This window comes from Abiotrophia defectiva ATCC 49176 (genome assembly GCF_037041345.1).
GTDB lineage: Bacteria > Bacillota > Bacilli > Lactobacillales > Aerococcaceae > Abiotrophia.
Genome location: NZ_CP146287.1, coordinates 169,216 through 184,626, shown reverse-complemented (window position 1 = coordinate 184,626; position 15,411 = coordinate 169,216). Strand labels below are relative to the sequence as shown.

The window sequence follows — 15,411 nt, the reverse complement described above, 5'->3', positions numbered from 1 at the left end:
GAGACTCTGTCTCTGCTTTTTTTGCTATAAAAAAACTGAGACCTATGGTCTCAGTTGCTTATGCTTATTGTAACCAGTTAAAGTGCTGGTAATGGTTATTGATTTGCTCCCAATCTTCAGGGCCAAAATGAGCAAGGGCCTCTTTCATCAAAGTGGCTAAATCAGTCTTCGACAAGGTCTTCATTTGGTCGCTTGAAAACATATGATAGTCGCCCCCGCCGCAGGCACGGTATTGGGTTAGAGCTAGGGTATAAGTGGCGTCTAAGTCCAACTCTTGCCCCTTACGTTCATCCACGATACTTACCACACGTTGCCCTACCGGCTGAGTCAAATCTACTGTGGTCATCAAGCCACTGAAGACATCAAAGTTATAATGCTTAGGCTTAGGCGCAATGTAACTTGGATTAATGGACTTACGCCCATCCTGATCCAGCACCAGATAGTTGAGATCGAACTCCAAGGCATCCTTGATTGTCTGACCACTTACCTCAACAGTCGCAATTAAATTATAGTAGGGATAGCTAGCCAGCAGAATTTCATTGGTAATAGGCCCATGGAAATCTTTAAAGGCCTCATTAACTAAGGCAATGGCGCTAAAATCGGCGCCTGTTTCCCGCAATTGCAATTGGTTAAGGAACTCAATATAAGGATGCCCGTAGATACGCGCTTCAAAAGCATCCTGAGTAACAGATAAAAGAGGTGCCTCTCCTAGGACTTGATTCAACCAAGCCGCCCCTTGGCTAAGCTCTGGTTCCATGACCTCGCGCACAGCCTGGCTTGGACTCGTTTGGCTGGTTTCGTGCAAGCTCGCTTGGCCAGAAATAACCCCATGGTCTTGATCCAAGTCTAAAGTCACTTCCGCTACATACTGGCCAGCAAAGCCTGGTTGCACTACCCAAGTCTGTCCTACTTGTTGGCAAATCACACGGTGTTGGTGCCCTGTTAAAAGCACATCTAGGCCTGGAATCCCTTGCAGCATCTCAGCCCCGCGGTTTTCGCCCGTTAAAGCTTCAAGGGGTTCAAAACTATTCAAATCCCGTTCAAAACCACCATGATAAGCCAAGATTAAGACGTCCACCTGAGGTCTGATTTGCTCAGCATATTTCTTGGCCACTTGATAGGCATCGAGGAAGGCTAGCCCTTCATAATGCGCTGGTAACTCCCAATGGGGAATATACTCGGTTGTCACCCCAATAATCCCAATCCGGATGCCTTCACGTTCGGTAATGACATAAGGTTGGCCGAGTGCTGGTTGACCCGTTTCCTGCCAGACAATGTTGGCACACAAAATCGGTGCCTCTAGCTGATTCAAAATATTATCACGATAGTCTTGGCCGAAATTGAACTCATGATTACCAATTACTTGATAATCGTATCCGATTTTATTCATAGCCCGAGCAAAAACACTACCATCGCCCGCTTCCTGCTTGCAGTAAGTGGCGAAGGAAGAACCTTGTATAAAGTCTCCTAAATCAATGGTTAAGACAGGATGATTAGCTTTTTCTTTCAATTTTTCAATCGTTGCTGCTGTGTTGAGCAATGAGCGCTCAGCATTTTCTGGTGCTTTGAGCCAGAAACCATGTGTATCACTGGTCATCAAGATGGATAATTGCTGCATAGTACGCCTCCTTAGTCTTAGCCTTCCTATTATACAGCATCCCGCCAAGCCTCTCAAGTAGCCTAATAAAGTCAAAATAAAAAAGGAAAAGACCAAGAGGTCTCCAGCCCCTCAAGGTCTTTTCCCAAGTCAGTCAAGAAAACGAGCGATGCCTTACCCCCACGTAAGGTCGCACCATTTTCCGGCAGTGCACTCCTTGCATTGCCTAAGTCTATCATACATCACTTGATTGGCAATGAAAAGGCTTATAGGCGGTCTGTAGATGAAGCTTAACACTTCTGACATCTGCCCTTTATTTGATTGCAAATATTACGCTCTTGTAACATTTGCCTAGACCAATCCTAGGCAAGAGCTTCTATTTGATCTAATAAATGATCGACGTAGCCGATTGCTGAACGTAAGGCGCCAGCATCCGCCATAGATACACCAGCATGTTCTGCTAAGGCTAACGGTCCCATGGTGCCTCCAGCTTTAAGAACTTCTAGCCACTTATCAATAGTGGTTTGGTCGCCTGCTGCAATTTTCTGCCCTACAGCCGTCCCAATGGTTAACCCTGCTGAGTAGGTGTAAGGATAGAGGGCCATGAAGTAGTGCGGCTGACGCATCCAAGTCAATTCGGCACCTGGATTAATTTCCAGGGCATCGCCCCAGAATTCCTTAAGGGTTTCTAAGAAGAATTGGTTAAGACTGTCGGTATTGAGGAATTCATCACGGTCTACCGCTTCTAGCACCTTACGTTGGAAGTGTGCTTCCAAGAGGTGGGTGACCATGTTGTGGAAGTAGGTCCGAGCAATAAACTCAGCAATCAAGGTCCGTTTTTGCGCGGCTTCTAAAGGTTGGCTGAGCAAATATTGACACATAATCACTTCATTAGCCGTTGAAGGCGCCTCGATAAAGTAAAGGCTGGCTTCTGGTGTAATAGGCGATACATGCTGGTTGGTTAACTGGAAGTGCCCCGCATGCCCCAATTCATGAGCCAGAACAAGCACTTCGCTGAGTAAGCCTGTCCAGTTGAGCAGAATATAGGATGGACCATCGGCTACCGTCGCACAGAAGCCGCCGGTTGATTTAGTCTGGTTCATTGGATAGTCAATCCAACGCTCATCGAAGGCACGACGCACAATTTCTTGATAGTCAGGGCCAAGGACCTTGAAGGTATCTTCTACCATGGCACGGGATGCCTCTATGCTGATGGTCTCAGCAGGCTCCTTAGAGAATGGCATCTTAATATCTGCCAAAGACACTTTGTCCAAGCCCTGTTCAGCTGCTAGTAAGCGCGCATAACGACGCATCACCGGCGCAAACTCTGACATAATGACATCAATTTGGCGATTATAGGCTTCACGACTCACATCTTGTTTAAAGAGTTCGTAATCAATGATTGAGTCAAAACCTCGCAACTTAGCTTCCTTCTTGCTCGTTTGCACATAGTTGAGGTAGTTGGCTGCTGCCGTGTGTTGATAGCGCGCCAAGCCATCGTGGAAAGACTTCCATGAAGCATGACGCAATTCATAGTCGCTAGCCCCTTCGTAGTCTCCCTCGAATTTGACGAAACTATTTGGATAGGTCTTACCCGCCACTTGGAAATCGCCGAAGGTCAAGTCCTGGAACTTGAGGGTTCCATAGAGAGAATATTGGTTGTAGAGCGAGCTCTGGAAACTAGATAAGAGCTCTTCAACCTCCTTAGAAAGGACGCTAGGCTTTAAGCGCAAGACTTCATTGAGATAGCCAGCATAGCGCTTGCCCTTGTCAGATTGACTAAACTCTCTCAGGTAGGCTTCATCCAAGGCTGATAACTCTGGTGCTAGAAAGGCAAGCTTAGCCCCGACTAATTCGAAGAGTTGATCCAACCCCACTGCATTGGCTTCATTCTGAGCATCTAGTTTGTCGGTCTCATAGGCTAGTGAACCATAATGAGAGACCCAGGAAATAGCCACTTGAATAGCCTCGTAGTCGGCTAAGGCCTTTTCTAATTGTTGCGCTTGGCCCAGAGTGCCCGCATAGTTAGCTTCAAATTCCGTCACCTGTTTCTTCAAGCCCTCCACGGCCGCTTCATAGGCCGCCTGGTCTTGATACAAGAGACTTAAATCCCAGGTCTCTGCTAATGGCAGTTCCTGTCTTAAAGGTAATGACATCTTACTTTCCTCCTTGTTCTGCACGTAATTCAGTGATAAAGCGTTCAATGCGTTCGAAAGCTTGCTTCAATTCTTCGATCGAGTAGGCATAAGATACCCGTACGAAGCCTTCGCCTGACTGACCGAAGGCAGAGCCCGGCACAACCGCCACCTTGTGCTCCCGAATCAGACGGGTAGCAAACTCTTCTGAACTTAAGCCAAATTGACTAATATTCGGGAAGATGTAGAAGGCGCCAAAAGGCTCAAAGCATGGAATGCCTAAGCGTTCGAGCTCCGCCATCAAATAACGTCGACGTTGATTATAGCTGTCACGCATCATTTCCACATCGCTAGCCCCATTCTTAAGAGCCATGGTACCGGCATACTGACTCATAGTTGGCGCAGCCATAATAGCAAACTGGTGAATTTTCACCATCTGAGCCAGAATTTCTTCTGGTCCACAGCAATAGCCCAGGCGCCAACCGGTCATGGCATAAGCCTTAGAGAAACCATTGATATAGATAGTCCGTTCAACCATACCTGGCAAATCAATGAGCGAATAGTGCTTCTTGCCGGTATAAGAAAGTTCACTATAAATTTCATCTGTAATAACCAAGAGATCATGGCGCACAATGACCTCAGCGATGGCTTCTAAGTCTTCTTTGGTCATAACCGCACCGGTTGGGTTATTGGGGAAGGATAAAATTAAGGCCTTGGACTTAGGCGTAATCGCCGCTTCTAACTCTTCCGCCGTCAGCCGAAAATCATTGGCTTCCTTAAGTGGAATAGGCACCGGAACGCCATCCGCCAGGGTAATACATGGCAAATATGAAACATAGCAAGGTTCATGATAAATCACTTCATCTCCAGGTTCTAGACAGGCTCGCAAGGCTAGGTCGATGGCCTCTGACCCCCCGATTGTGACTAAAACCTGAGTGGCAGGATTGTATTGAACCGCATGATTGCGCGCGATGTAATTAGAAATCTCGGTTCGTAATTCCATCAGCCCACGGTTAGCTGTATAGAAAGTCCGACCTTTCTGAAGGGTGTAAATCCCCTCTTCACGCACATGCCAAGGGGTATCAAAATCGGGTTCCCCCACCCCTAGCGAAATAACATCTTCAATTTCATTGGCGATATCGAAAAATTTTCGGATACCAGAAGGTTGGATAGATTGCACCTTCTGGTTGATAAAACGATGACTCATGGAGTAACCACCATCCGTTTGTGTTTGTCATCTTTTACGAACATGGTGCCGTGGTCTTTGTATTTCGTTAAGATAATATGAGTTGCTGTTGACTGAACTTCTTCAATCACAGACAAACGGCTAGAAACAAAGAGGGCAATTTCCTTCATGGGTGCCTTCTTAAGCTCGACTAGGAAGTCAAAGCCCCCAGACATAAGGTAGAGGGAGTCTACTTCTGGGAAGAGATAAATTTTTTCTGCAATACGGTCAAAGCCTTGCCCACGTTGAGGGTTGACCTTCAATTCGATAATGGCAGAAACACTTTGATCATCGGTTTTATCCCAGTTAATTAGGGTATGATAACCGACAATAATACGGTCGGCTTCAAGTTCTGCAATGGTTTTGATTACTTCTTCTTCACTATAACCTAGACGAACAGCTAATTCAGCTGGTGAAATTCTACTGTTACTTTCTAATACTTTTAAAATCGCTTGGCGTTGATTCATGGTGAAACCTCCTACTAGACTTGTGGCCAGTCTCTGCTGACGCACCTTATTCCTATTATAGCACAAAGCAAGGCTAAGGCGAAAGACTGGAGGTCAGCGCCAAGCAAGTCGAATCTGCGCTAGAATAAAAAAAGCCGAGCGACCTCTTAAGGCTACTCAGCAAGTCATATTCAGAGAATCAATCCCCAACTTTGATTCGGTCGGTAAGATCTCCTGATTGACTGAAGTCAATCGGATAATCTAAGCTAGGCTGCGGCATCTGGTAGCCCAGATAGGTCACAGCAAAGTCCTTAAGCCGGGCGCCCACTTCACGGAATTCACGCTTGAATCGGGTGGATTCTGTCTCTTCAGCCGCAAATCCGACGGCTTCTAGGCCCAGGCCACGCGCCAACATAAGAGCACGGGATAAATGATAGCCTTGGGTAACGATAATCACTCGGTTCTGACCCAGAACATGTTTGAGCCGATAAAGGCTATCATAAGTCGAGTAGCCCGCATGATCTAAATAAATCCGTTCACTGGCTACCCCATGCTGAACTAGATAGTCCTTCATGACTGCCACTTCATTATAATATTGATTGGTGTGGTCACCACTCATAATGAGAGCCTTATTTGGAAATGTTTGGGCTAGCGCAAGGGCCGAATTTAGCCTCCCTGCCAGGACCTTACTTGGCTCCTTATTGTCGATAATTCCAGCCCCTAGCACCAAAATAGGCACCTGGTCACTAGCCCAATCAGAGGCTTGAATCTGTTGAGGAGTCTTGGTTTGGAATTGGGCGCTAACAATCACCCAAAGATTAATGGCTAGGATTAGCAAGAGCCCTAAGCATGCTAGGCCAATGATTGCTTTAAAAATTGATAGAATCATTCTCACGCGCCTCCCTCCTTCTCAAATGTCTCAGCTTTTATAGTATAACAGTATCCTGAAGAGAAGTCTAAAATTGTCAGTCCTGTTGCGAAATTTAACTCAGCTGTTATCCGTTTGTCACGGACTCTGCCACTTATCTATGGTAGACTATAGAAGATTACCCCGAGGGCTCCAGTCCCCACCTATCAAATATCCCATAGAAAGAGGAAACCCCATGAAATTACGCCATATCTTTTTATTTTTGCTGGCCATTGTCTTAGGTGCCGGCGCCACGATTCTCTATCTCAAACTCCAAGAACCTGCGCGCAAGAACAATCAGACTCAAGAATCTAGTTCTAGCCAGTTAATCAGCCAATCTTCTTCTAGTAAGCCTGAATCTAGCAGTAGCGCCTCTTCCTCTTCGGAGCCACCACAGTCTTTCCTGAATGAAAGTATTCCAGAAGACGCTAGCTACAAGAAGACGGTCTTGCCTGCCGAAATGGACGGTAACGAACTCAACAAGAAAATCAACGAATTCTACCAAGCCAACTACTCAGCAGAAGAGAAGGCTGCTAGCCAACAAGCACTTAGCCAACAAGAATTAGCAGATTTGCAAAACTACTTGGATCAAGCCGGCAATGTCAGCGGTTTGGAAACTAAGGTCGACCAAATCGCGGTTAAGTTAGGCAACCAAACCAGTTACGTCGTTCGTTTAGTTGTGCCAATGACTCGCCAAGAAGCCAACAGTCGCGTCAAGGACAGCGATATCGAACTCATGAACCAAGCCTTGTCCTATGTCGGCAATCGCCTAGTCTTGGTAGCCTACTATGATCAAGCTAAGCAAGCGGTGGTGCCTGTCAGCCTATCTAACAGCTCCCGCCCCGCTCTCTTCTACTACAACGTACAACCTTAAAGTAAATCGAAGGCCACCTATCACTTAGGATAGGTGGCTTTATTTACTTGGGAAAGGCTAATTTTCAGCTGAGTCTCGAACCGTGTCAATGCCTAAAACTACTGCCAAAACTAATACCGGATGAATAGTCTCATCATAGATTTCAATCTCGAAGGTATCGGACCAGGTCATAATCTTGCTCCGAATGGTCGCGATAATTTCTCCATCTACATCATAAAGACTACAGCCCTTAAGCCAAGAAATACCATCCACTGTCCAACCTAGACCTTGAATCGATAAACGGGTACTTAAGATACTGAAGCGCTCTTGAATGGTCGCCACTGCTTGGCCGCCAATACTAATCGTTAGCCGTTGAAAGAAGAGCCGCCACATGGCCTGAGTCACTGTCGCCAACTCGGTGCCGCTCTTAGCATCTAGGATGGTCATCTTGCGACGAAGCCAGGGCATACGGCCTCGAACTTGATAGACTACATTCCCTGCTTCATCATAAATCTCAAAGTTTTGGCGAATAGACATAAAATGTTGTTCCATATAGAATTTCATCATATTTTCTCCTTACTTGTGATAGGCATGCCCCTTCATAATCCGAAAAGCCCGATAAATCTGCTCGACTAGGACTAGGCGCATGAGTTGATGAGGCAAGGTAATTCGCCCAAAGCTGACCCGCCACTGAGCTTTTTGCTTGAGTCGCTCCGCTAGGCCTAGGGAACCACCGATAATAAAGCTTACCTTACTTTGCCCATGTAGGGCCATGCGATCCAAACGCTGGGCTAAATCTTCAGAAGAGATGAGATCTCCTTCAATGGCGAGGACAATGACCTGACGGCCAGCATCTAATCGAGCCTCTATGCGGTCTGCTTCCTTATCTAAAACTTGTTCGATTTCGAGGGGGGACATTTTCTCTGCGGTCGCTTCATCGGCCACTTCAACGATAGAAAGGTTGGCATAGGCGCCAAGTCGCTTGGTGTATTCAGCAATCCCTTGTTTGAGATATTTCTCCTTGAGTTTGCCGACACAGATAATTTCAATTTGCATCCTGATTCCTCCTACCATTATCATAGCATTTTTTGATGATTTTTTGTATGATAATAAGGAATTGAATTAGAATCGAGGTTCTCGCTATGCAAGATCTATTCTCTCCGAGCAAATGGACCGCAACCCAGAAGCTAACTGTTAGCTTTCTAGTGGTTATTTTGACCGGGAGCTTTCTCCTCTGGTTGCCTATTTCCAACCAGCCAGGAACACATCAATCTTATTTAGACCATCTTTTCACCGCCGTCTCTATGGTTTGTGTGACGGGTTTGACCGTCCTATCCATTAAGGACACCTATACGGTCTTTGGCCAAATTGTCGGTATTGTCCTGATGCAGATTGGGGGCTTAGGGCTCATCACCCTGATTTCTGTCAGTCTCTTCTACCTGAAGCGACGCATTTCACTCAAGGACCAAACTACCTTGCAGATGGCCCTTAACCGTAATACCAACGACAATTACAAGGACTTTCTCTTTAATGCCTATCGCTTCACCTTCGCAGTAGAAGCCATTGGTGCCCTAGTTCTGATGACGGACTTCATCCCACGCTACGGTTGGGCAAAAGGCGCCTTCAATGCAGTCTTTGTCGCAGTTTCTGCTTTCTGTAATGCTGGTTTTGACAACTTAGGTAGCAATAGTCTCCAAGACTTCGTCCTCAATCCGACAGTTAACTTTACGGTTGCCCTACTCATTATTGCGGGAGGGATTGGTTTCACCGTCTGGGCCGAGCTGAGCGAAAGGCTGAATCACTACTTCCATTCTCGTCCGCGACTCTTACGTTTGAGTTTCCGCCGCTTGAGTTCCCACTCCCGCCTGGCACTGATTGCGACTGCTGCCTTGCTTTTAGGTGGGGCCCTTATTACCTGGTTATCAGAGCTAAGACATGGCTCAACCATCGGGAACTATAATATCTTCCAGCAGTGGATGATTTCTTTCTTCCAGTCCACCGCCTTCCGTACGGCAGGCTTCTCGACTTTGAACTATGAAGCGACCCATCCCTTCACTAACCTAGTTTATATGATTCTCATGCTGATTGGGGGAGCACCTGGCGGTACAGCCGGTGGGATTAAGGTTACCACGGCTGCCATCATGTTCTTACTCTTCCGTTCCGAGCTCAAGGGCCACACTGAAGTAACTTTCCATAAACGGGTTATTCCAGCCAGTGCCGTTAAGCAGGCTATGACCATCATTCTCTTTTTCTTCACGGTCTTAATGATTGGCTATTCGCTCTTACTCTTGGAGCATCCAGATTTGAATCCTTACCATCTCCTCTTCGAGGCCATTTCTGCTATGGCCACTGTGGGTTCTTCAGCAGGGATTACCTCGCAACTTACAACTTGGGGACGCATCATTATTATGGGGATGATGTTCTTGGGCCGGGTAGGTCCCTTTACCGTCTTTCTCAGCTTGCTCCAACGTGACCGCAAAGAAATTCACTATGCCGATACTGATGTATTAATCGGCTAATCAGAAAGGATCTGTACACTTATGAAACCAAAACTTAATACTCGGATTATTGGCGTCTTAGGTCTGGGGGTCTTTGGCCGTACCGTCGCTAAAGAACTTAGCAAATACGATGTAGACGTTATCGCCATTGACAACCGACAAGCCAATGTCCAAGACGTGGCAGACTATGTTACTAAGGCGGCTGTCGGCGACATTACCGATTACGACTTCTTGAAAAATATCGGTGTTAAGGAATGCGACATTGTCATTATCGCGACCGGTACTAACTTGGAAAGCTCTGTACTAGCGGCTATGCACTGTAAAAAACTAGGTGTCCCTCGAATCGTGGGTAAGGCTCGTAGCTTAACCTTTGAAGAGGTCCTCTATGAAGTGGGCGTCCATGTAGTGGTCTCTCCTGAACGTGACTCCGGTGTACGTTTAGCATCTAAGATTCTCCGTAATAAGATTGACGAAGTGCTACGTCTAGACGATGATACCTCGATTGTCGAATTTACGGCGCCTGACGCATGGGTCGGTAAGACTGTCTTAGAATTAGACTTACGACGCAAGTATGAACTCAACCTAATTGGTATGCGGGAAGAAAAAGGCGAGAAGTTGAATTCTTCTATTGCCATCAACCACCCGATTGAAGCCAACACCATTTTGGTCGCGATGGCTAATTCTCATGTTTTCGAGAAATATGACTATTTAGGTTACTTTAATGACTAAACTTACTATCAGAAAAAGCCATGGTTTGAAACCATGGCTTTTTTGCTAGTGCATTAAATTTAGAAACGGCGACGACGCATGAGGATGAGGCCAATCGCTGCAATGACTAGTAGAGCACCCACTAACAAGAATGGTAGGCGGTCCACCTCACCAGTGTTTGGCAGGCCCTTCTTATTTTCTCTTTTGCTTTCTTTCTTGACCTCTACCTTACTACTTGAGCTTTGACTTTCTTTTGATTCAGATTTAGACTCAGAAGGCTTAGATTCGCTAGGTTTTGAAGACTCGTTGAGCTTAGATTCACTTAGCTTAGAAACTGAGGATTGAGAAGACTCAGCTGGTTTGGATTCAGCTGGCTTAGAGGCTGTGGATTGAGAAGATTCAGCTGGTTTAGATTCAGTTGGCTTAGATTCTGAAGCTTGTGATGTCTCAACTGGCTTGGATTCACTTGGCTTAGATTCTGAAGCTTGTGATGTCTCAACTGGCTTGGATTCACTTGGCTTAGATTCTGAAGCTTGTGACGTCTCTGCTGGCTTGGATTCACTTGGCTTAGATTCTGAAGCTTGCGAGCTCTCTGCTGGCTTTTGTTCAGGCTTAGGTGCTGGCAATGAAATAACAGGTAGCACTTGTTTATCCGCTTCATCTTCCAGAGGCAACTGCGCTAAGTAGCTATCGAATTTTTTCTTGAGCGCCGCAAAATTTTGAATGGTTTGACTAGCATCATATACGCTAGCGGTCACCAAACCTTCAGACGTTTCGCGTTCTTTGGCTGGTTTATATTCCTTAACACCCGCCATACCATCTTTTTCAAGACCTTGTTCTACTAGCCACTTATGAGCCGCAGAGACAGCTTGATCACGATTACCCTCTACCAAGAAGTAGAAAACAAGCCCTTCTGTATTATCTTGGGCATTAACTAGAACATAGCGCACAATACTGTGTTCCTTAGCTTGCGCTACTTGGCTGGCCTCCGCCTCATTATTTGATGCAGTGGCTTGTGCTGCAACTGGATAGCTACCCAAAACACTGGCAACTAAACCCAAAACTAAGATTCCTTTCGACCACTTTTTCATGGTGAATCGCTTCCTTTCCTTTTGTTACACTTATTGTAACTCTGTTACAGAAAGATTACAAGTGAATCTTTGTTTTTTATTATTTATTTCCCGAATAATTCATAAATTCGCAACATTCCGCTTATTACCGGTCCAAATCGACAACGCAGATTATTACGTAGATGTTACAAAAATAAAAAGAGCCCCTGTTTTCACAGGAGCTCCAAGCTTCAATTTAACCTTGGGTCAAACGTTTGCGGATGTAACTAGAGCTATACTCGACAATCAAGATAAAAGCAATTAGACCAATTAATATGGCACCCACTTCATCCCATTTGTAGCCGTTAATCGCAAAAGTCAATGGTGCCCCAATCCCGCCGGCGCCAACAACCCCTAGAATCGTAGCGTCACGTAGGTTCATATCGAAACGGAAAATCAGGGTAGAGATCAAACTAGACCAAAGTTGCGGAATAATCCCGCAGCGAATTTTCTGGAAGGTAGAACACCCCGCCGCATCAAGCGCCTCAAGTATTGAATCATCTAAATCATCAATGGTTTCTGAGAAGAGCTTAGAAATCATCCCAATCGAAGTAACTGATAGGGTCATGACCCCAGCGAAAGCACCCGGACCGGTTACGCGGATAAACATGAGCCCGTAAACAAAACTTGGGATGGTCCGAACTGCCATTACGAAGAGGCGTGTAATGACGGTAATGGGCATTGGCATGACCTTACCTGAAGCGAGAAAAGCCAAAGGAATAGAGAATACAGCCCCTACAATGGTTCCCATGAAAGCAATAGCTGCCGTTTCTAGGAGCAAGTGGAGTACGCCGCTCTCACCTAAACCAAGTAAGGTTTCCAAGTTAGGGTGGAAAATCCCGCTAATAATATTGAAGGCAATGGTCGGGCCCTTTTCAGAAATATCAATAGAGCCCAAAGCTGACCAGGACCAAACAATGAGAATTACTAAACCAAGCACCCATAAGGCCTTGAAATACTTATCTGAGGTACGTGATTCATACATTTCATTAATTTTATTAATCATGATCCGAACCTCCTAAGTTAGTTTAGAGCGCAAGTAGCGACTGGTATACTCGATAATCAGGACTGTCACATAGAGGGCAACTAAAATCATGCCTAAATTCGTGTACTCACGCCAAGCAATCTTCTCATTCAAGATGACCCCAATCCCACCAGCACCAACCCATCCCAGAATGGCTGCGTGACGGACATTCCCTTCAAAAGTATAAAGGGAAGAAGCAAGATAGGAAGGTAAGACTTGTGGCAAAATGGCGCCTAGAAAACTATAAACCCGGTTAGCACCTAGGGCTTCCATGGCTTCAAAAGGTTTCATATCAACCGTTTCAATCATTTCATAGAGTTGCTTAGCCATAAAGGAGAAGGTGAAGATGGCAATGGCCACCGTCCCAGCAAAAGTCCCAATCCCAAAGACCAGAGTCAAAACACTGGCGTAAATCAATGTCGGCACTGTCCGAATCAAACTAAGAACTAATTTCATAGAGCCAGTAATCCACCGGTTAACAACCATGTTATAGGAAGCAACCACAGCGGCTGGAATGGCCAGTAAGGCGCCAATGACAGAGCCTAAGATAGACATTTTAATGGTATCTAATAGCGGTCCCTGAACAGAAGCCCAGTAATCCCAATTAGGCGGATACATCCGTCCTAAAATAACAAAGAACTGATTTCCTCGCTTGAGTAAGGTGGACATTTTGAAGCCAGTAAGTTCTATAGAATAATAGAAAGCTAGGACAACCAAGATGAGATAAAGCCAGGTTAGAGAACGTTTCTTGCTGACGGTTTTACCATTGGGTAGGGTTCGGGTTCGTGGTCCCCACATACGATGCCAGAATGCATTCATCATCATGTCCCCCTATTCAATCGCTTGGCCCTTGTAAATCACATCCAAGATTTCAGGTGTGACTTGGTCAGAAGGTCCGTCATAGACAACTTCCCCATCACGAATACCAATGATACGATCACAGTATTCCAAGGCTAATTCCACATGGTGAATATTGAGTAAAATCGAAATCTTATCATCGCGATTAATAGCTTGGAAATCTTCCATTACGGCTTTGGCTGTAACAGGGTCTAGAGCTGCGACCGGCTCATCGGCTAGAATAATCTCTGGGTTCTGCGCCAGCGTGCGTGCTAGGGCCACCCGTTGTTGTTGGCCCCCGGAAAGTTGGTCTACTCGAGTGTAGGCTTTTTCTAAGATTCCCACGCGGTCCAAGGCGGTCAGCGCTCGAATTTCTTCTTCCTTCTTATAGTAACCAATGAGAACCCGCCAAAAAGGAATATCTGGCACAAAGGCATTCATCACATTGCTGATAACAGACGCCCGGGTTACTAGGTTAAAAGACTGGAAGATCATGCCAATTTTTCGGCGAAAACGGCGTAGGCTTTGACCTTTTAATTGGCTAACATTAGTCCCATTGACCGTTAACTCCCCTTCGCTAATAGGATGCATGCAGTTAATGGTACGAATTAGGGTAGACTTCCCTGCACCTGACAAACCGATAATCCCAACAAACTCTCCTTGTTCTATGGTCAAGTTGACATTCTTCAGAGCCGTCACCCCATTGGGATAGCGCTTGGAGACCTTCTTGAACTCTATCATGTGTAATCCTCTCTTCTCATTATAATGGCAGACAAGACGCAATCCTTAGAGATACTCCTGTCTGTGCTCTCTTATCACAAAAAGAGCAGAGCCTCACCGAGACTCTGCCGTCTTGAGCGTCATGCGGACTAGTTGCCCTTAATTAATTTTTGCGCTTCGCGCTCTTTGTTGTAGTCTTCGTCTTTGGCTTCTTTATAACCGGTGTGGTTGTAAATCTTGATGACTTTCTTACCTTCCTCGGTCTTAGCAATATCCATCAAAGCTTTCTTGATTGCTTCGTTCAATTCAGGTGAAACAGTTGTGGAAGTCTTGCTAGCAGATACTGTGTCATTGACGATGTCTGGCGTTACGCCGATAACGTTAGTTGCTTCCCAGATAGGTGCTGAAGCGCCCATCTCTTTTTGCCACTTGTCAACGTTGTCGCGACGTAAGTCAGCATAACCAACAACAATATCCACTTGTTCAGCAGCCAAACGTGTCATGGCATTGGTGTAAGAATCAGATTGTACCACGTTAGCTAAATCGGTAATCTTCTTACCAAAGTTTTCTTTGAGCCAGAGGGTTGGGTAAATGTAACCAGATGCTGATGAAGATGAGAGAACAGTCCATTTAGCAGAGTTGAGGTCGTCCCAAGTTAACTTTTCACCCTTGTTGACTTTCTCAGCTAATTCCTTACCTTTGGCAGATGGGCCAGCTAAAACCAAGCCTTTGTAGAAAGTTACTTGCTCATCAGTAGGTTCAGTTGCTTTCTTGTCATTCCAGTCTTTTGGCTCAGCAGAGTTTTTGTTAAGCCCTTGACGAGTAGCAGTTAAGAGAACTTCCACATCATCAGAAAAGAGTACATAAGTCCCTGAAGGGATAAAACCATAGTCAAGAGTCCCTGATGCTAATCCTTCCCCTACAGCTTCAAAGTTAGTCCCTACTGTGATTTCCACGTTCTCAACTTCAAAACCATTTTTAGCAAGTTCGTCTTTCAATAATTTCTTGAGCGGTTCAGTCGATGTTACGATTTCGTCTGGGTTACGTGACGGCACGAAACCAATCTTGATGGTATCGATTTTTTCTGCTGCTTTAGCAGTAAACGGTGCAATTAATCCGGCCACAAAGGTCGCAATTAAGGTGAAGATGGCAAAAAGCTTCAGGCTTTTTTTCATTTTAAGGATCCCTCCAACAAAAAATAATAGATTCTACCCAAATTATAACACCCCCTTATCTTCCGGCAAGAAATAAATTATCAAAACTGTCTTTTTGCTGGTTTTATTTTTCAAACGTTCGTGTTTTTCGACCATTGCCTCAGCACTCAAAAAAGCCCACGCCTCCTTGCCGGAGGT

Annotated in this window: 15 protein-coding genes; 3 read left to right on the top strand and 12 right to left on the bottom strand. The window is 45.6% G+C overall.

Features of this window, described 5'->3' with window-relative positions; genetic code table 11:
* Positions 1-64 precede the first annotated feature (64 nt).
* The 5 genes from V7R82_RS00865 to V7R82_RS00845 all read right to left on the bottom strand — a co-directional run bounded on the left by V7R82_RS00865 (position 65) and on the right by V7R82_RS00845 (position 6,292).
* Positions 65-1,618: a bifunctional UDP-sugar hydrolase/5'-nucleotidase gene (locus V7R82_RS00865; protein WP_338542874.1), complete on the bottom strand. Its 1,554-nt coding sequence runs from the start codon at positions 1,616-1,618 to the stop codon at positions 65-67.
* Positions 1,619-1,959: 341 nt separating this feature from the next.
* On the bottom strand, positions 1,960-3,753 hold the full coding sequence (gene pepF, locus V7R82_RS00860; protein WP_338542873.1) for an oligoendopeptidase F: 1,794 nt from the start codon (positions 3,751-3,753) through the stop codon (positions 1,960-1,962).
* A 1-nt stretch (position 3,754) separates the two neighbouring features.
* A complete protein-coding gene (locus tag V7R82_RS00855) occupies positions 3,755-4,939 on the bottom strand; it encodes a pyridoxal phosphate-dependent aminotransferase (RefSeq protein WP_291427697.1) in 1,185 nt (394 codons plus the stop codon).
* Positions 4,936-5,424 (bottom strand): Lrp/AsnC family transcriptional regulator, encoded by a 489-nt coding sequence (locus V7R82_RS00850; protein ID WP_023392238.1) that lies wholly within the window; start codon positions 5,422-5,424, stop codon positions 4,936-4,938. The genes V7R82_RS00855 and V7R82_RS00850 overlap by 4 nt, the downstream gene beginning before the upstream one ends.
* Before the next feature lie 178 nt (positions 5,425-5,602).
* Positions 5,603-6,292 carry a SanA/YdcF family protein gene (locus tag V7R82_RS00845; RefSeq protein ID WP_338542872.1) on the bottom strand — a complete coding sequence of 230 codons (690 nt, stop codon included), beginning with the start codon at positions 6,290-6,292 and terminating at the stop codon, positions 5,603-5,605.
* A 214-nt stretch (positions 6,293-6,506) separates the two neighbouring features.
* Here V7R82_RS00845 and V7R82_RS00840 point away from each other — a divergent pair, with 214 nt between their 5' ends.
* Positions 6,507-7,184: a hypothetical protein gene (locus tag V7R82_RS00840; protein ID WP_070755169.1), complete on the top strand. Its 678-nt coding sequence runs from the start codon at positions 6,507-6,509 to the stop codon at positions 7,182-7,184.
* A gap of 57 nt (positions 7,185-7,241) precedes the next feature.
* Here the strand turns inward: V7R82_RS00840 and V7R82_RS00835 are convergent, their stop codons facing one another.
* A complete protein-coding gene (locus V7R82_RS00835; protein WP_338542871.1) occupies positions 7,242-7,727 on the bottom strand; it encodes an LURP-one-related/scramblase family protein in 486 nt (161 codons plus the stop codon).
* 12 nt (positions 7,728-7,739) lie between these two features.
* On the bottom strand, positions 7,740-8,219 hold the full coding sequence (gene rlmH / locus V7R82_RS00830; RefSeq protein ID WP_070755167.1) for a 23S rRNA (pseudouridine(1915)-N(3))-methyltransferase RlmH: 480 nt from the start codon (positions 8,217-8,219) through the stop codon (positions 7,740-7,742).
* An 86-nt stretch (positions 8,220-8,305) separates the two neighbouring features.
* On the opposite strand from rlmH, the gene V7R82_RS00825 reads away from it, so the two are divergent.
* Together V7R82_RS00825 and V7R82_RS00820 are read left to right on the top strand one after the other, a co-directional pair.
* On the top strand, positions 8,306-9,682 hold the full coding sequence (locus V7R82_RS00825) for a TrkH family potassium uptake protein (protein ID WP_338542870.1): 1,377 nt from the start codon (positions 8,306-8,308) through the stop codon (positions 9,680-9,682).
* 21 nt (positions 9,683-9,703) lie between these two features.
* The gene (locus V7R82_RS00820; RefSeq protein WP_023392244.1) at positions 9,704-10,390 is read left to right on the top strand and encodes a potassium channel family protein; all 687 of its coding nucleotides are present in this window, start codon (positions 9,704-9,706) and stop codon (positions 10,388-10,390) included.
* A gap of 59 nt (positions 10,391-10,449) precedes the next feature.
* Here V7R82_RS00820 and V7R82_RS00815 read toward each other — a convergent pair whose 3' ends face one another.
* The 5 genes from V7R82_RS00815 to V7R82_RS00795 form a co-directional block, all read right to left on the bottom strand.
* A complete protein-coding gene (locus V7R82_RS00815; RefSeq protein WP_311465926.1) occupies positions 10,450-11,460 on the bottom strand; it encodes an LPXTG cell wall anchor domain-containing protein in 1,011 nt (336 codons plus the stop codon).
* Positions 11,461-11,674: 214 nt separating this feature from the next.
* Complete coding sequence (gene phnE / locus V7R82_RS00810) at positions 11,675-12,484, bottom strand: phosphonate ABC transporter, permease protein PhnE (protein WP_070755164.1); 810 nt, start codon at positions 12,482-12,484, stop codon at positions 11,675-11,677.
* 12 nt (positions 12,485-12,496) lie between these two features.
* Positions 12,497-13,321 carry a phosphonate ABC transporter, permease protein PhnE gene (phnE, locus tag V7R82_RS00805; RefSeq protein ID WP_070755163.1) on the bottom strand — a complete coding sequence of 275 codons (825 nt, stop codon included), beginning with the start codon at positions 13,319-13,321 and terminating at the stop codon, positions 12,497-12,499.
* Between the two features lie 12 nt (positions 13,322-13,333).
* On the bottom strand, positions 13,334-14,080 hold the full coding sequence (gene phnC, locus V7R82_RS00800) for a phosphonate ABC transporter ATP-binding protein (protein ID WP_338542869.1): 747 nt from the start codon (positions 14,078-14,080) through the stop codon (positions 13,334-13,336).
* A 128-nt stretch (positions 14,081-14,208) separates the two neighbouring features.
* The gene (locus tag V7R82_RS00795) at positions 14,209-15,234 is read right to left on the bottom strand and encodes a phosphate/phosphite/phosphonate ABC transporter substrate-binding protein (RefSeq protein WP_070755161.1); all 1,026 of its coding nucleotides are present in this window, start codon (positions 15,232-15,234) and stop codon (positions 14,209-14,211) included.
* Positions 15,235-15,411 lie beyond the last annotated feature (177 nt).

What these genes read in the sequence shown, in the direction of transcription:
- V7R82_RS00865 (WP_338542874.1), bottom strand. Translation starts at nt 1,618, where the DNA reads ATGCAGCAATTATCCATCTTGATGACCAGTGATACACATGGTTTCTGG.
- pepF (WP_338542873.1), bottom strand. Translation starts at nt 3,753, where the DNA reads ATGTCATTACCTTTAAGACAGGAACTGCCATTAGCAGAGACCTGGGAT.
- V7R82_RS00855 (WP_291427697.1), bottom strand. Translation starts at nt 4,939, where the DNA reads ATGAGTCATCGTTTTATCAACCAGAAGGTGCAATCTATCCAACCTTCT.
- V7R82_RS00850 (WP_023392238.1), bottom strand. Translation starts at nt 5,424, where the DNA reads ATGAATCAACGCCAAGCGATTTTAAAAGTATTAGAAAGTAACAGTAGA.
- V7R82_RS00845 (WP_338542872.1), bottom strand. Translation starts at nt 6,292, where the DNA reads ATGATTCTATCAATTTTTAAAGCAATCATTGGCCTAGCATGCTTAGGG.
- V7R82_RS00840 (WP_070755169.1), top strand. Translation starts at nt 6,507, where the DNA reads ATGAAATTACGCCATATCTTTTTATTTTTGCTGGCCATTGTCTTAGGT.
- V7R82_RS00835 (WP_338542871.1), bottom strand. Translation starts at nt 7,727, where the DNA reads ATGAAATTCTATATGGAACAACATTTTATGTCTATTCGCCAAAACTTT.
- rlmH (WP_070755167.1), bottom strand. Translation starts at nt 8,219, where the DNA reads ATGCAAATTGAAATTATCTGTGTCGGCAAACTCAAGGAGAAATATCTC.
- V7R82_RS00825 (WP_338542870.1), top strand. Translation starts at nt 8,306, where the DNA reads ATGCAAGATCTATTCTCTCCGAGCAAATGGACCGCAACCCAGAAGCTA.
- V7R82_RS00820 (WP_023392244.1), top strand. Translation starts at nt 9,704, where the DNA reads ATGAAACCAAAACTTAATACTCGGATTATTGGCGTCTTAGGTCTGGGG.
- V7R82_RS00815 (WP_311465926.1), bottom strand. Translation starts at nt 11,460, where the DNA reads ATGAAAAAGTGGTCGAAAGGAATCTTAGTTTTGGGTTTAGTTGCCAGT.
- phnE (WP_070755164.1), bottom strand. Translation starts at nt 12,484, where the DNA reads ATGATTAATAAAATTAATGAAATGTATGAATCACGTACCTCAGATAAG.
- phnE (WP_070755163.1), bottom strand. Translation starts at nt 13,321, where the DNA reads ATGAATGCATTCTGGCATCGTATGTGGGGACCACGAACCCGAACCCTA.
- phnC (WP_338542869.1), bottom strand. Translation starts at nt 14,080, where the DNA reads ATGATAGAGTTCAAGAAGGTCTCCAAGCGCTATCCCAATGGGGTGACG.
- V7R82_RS00795 (WP_070755161.1), bottom strand. Translation starts at nt 15,234, where the DNA reads ATGAAAAAAAGCCTGAAGCTTTTTGCCATCTTCACCTTAATTGCGACC.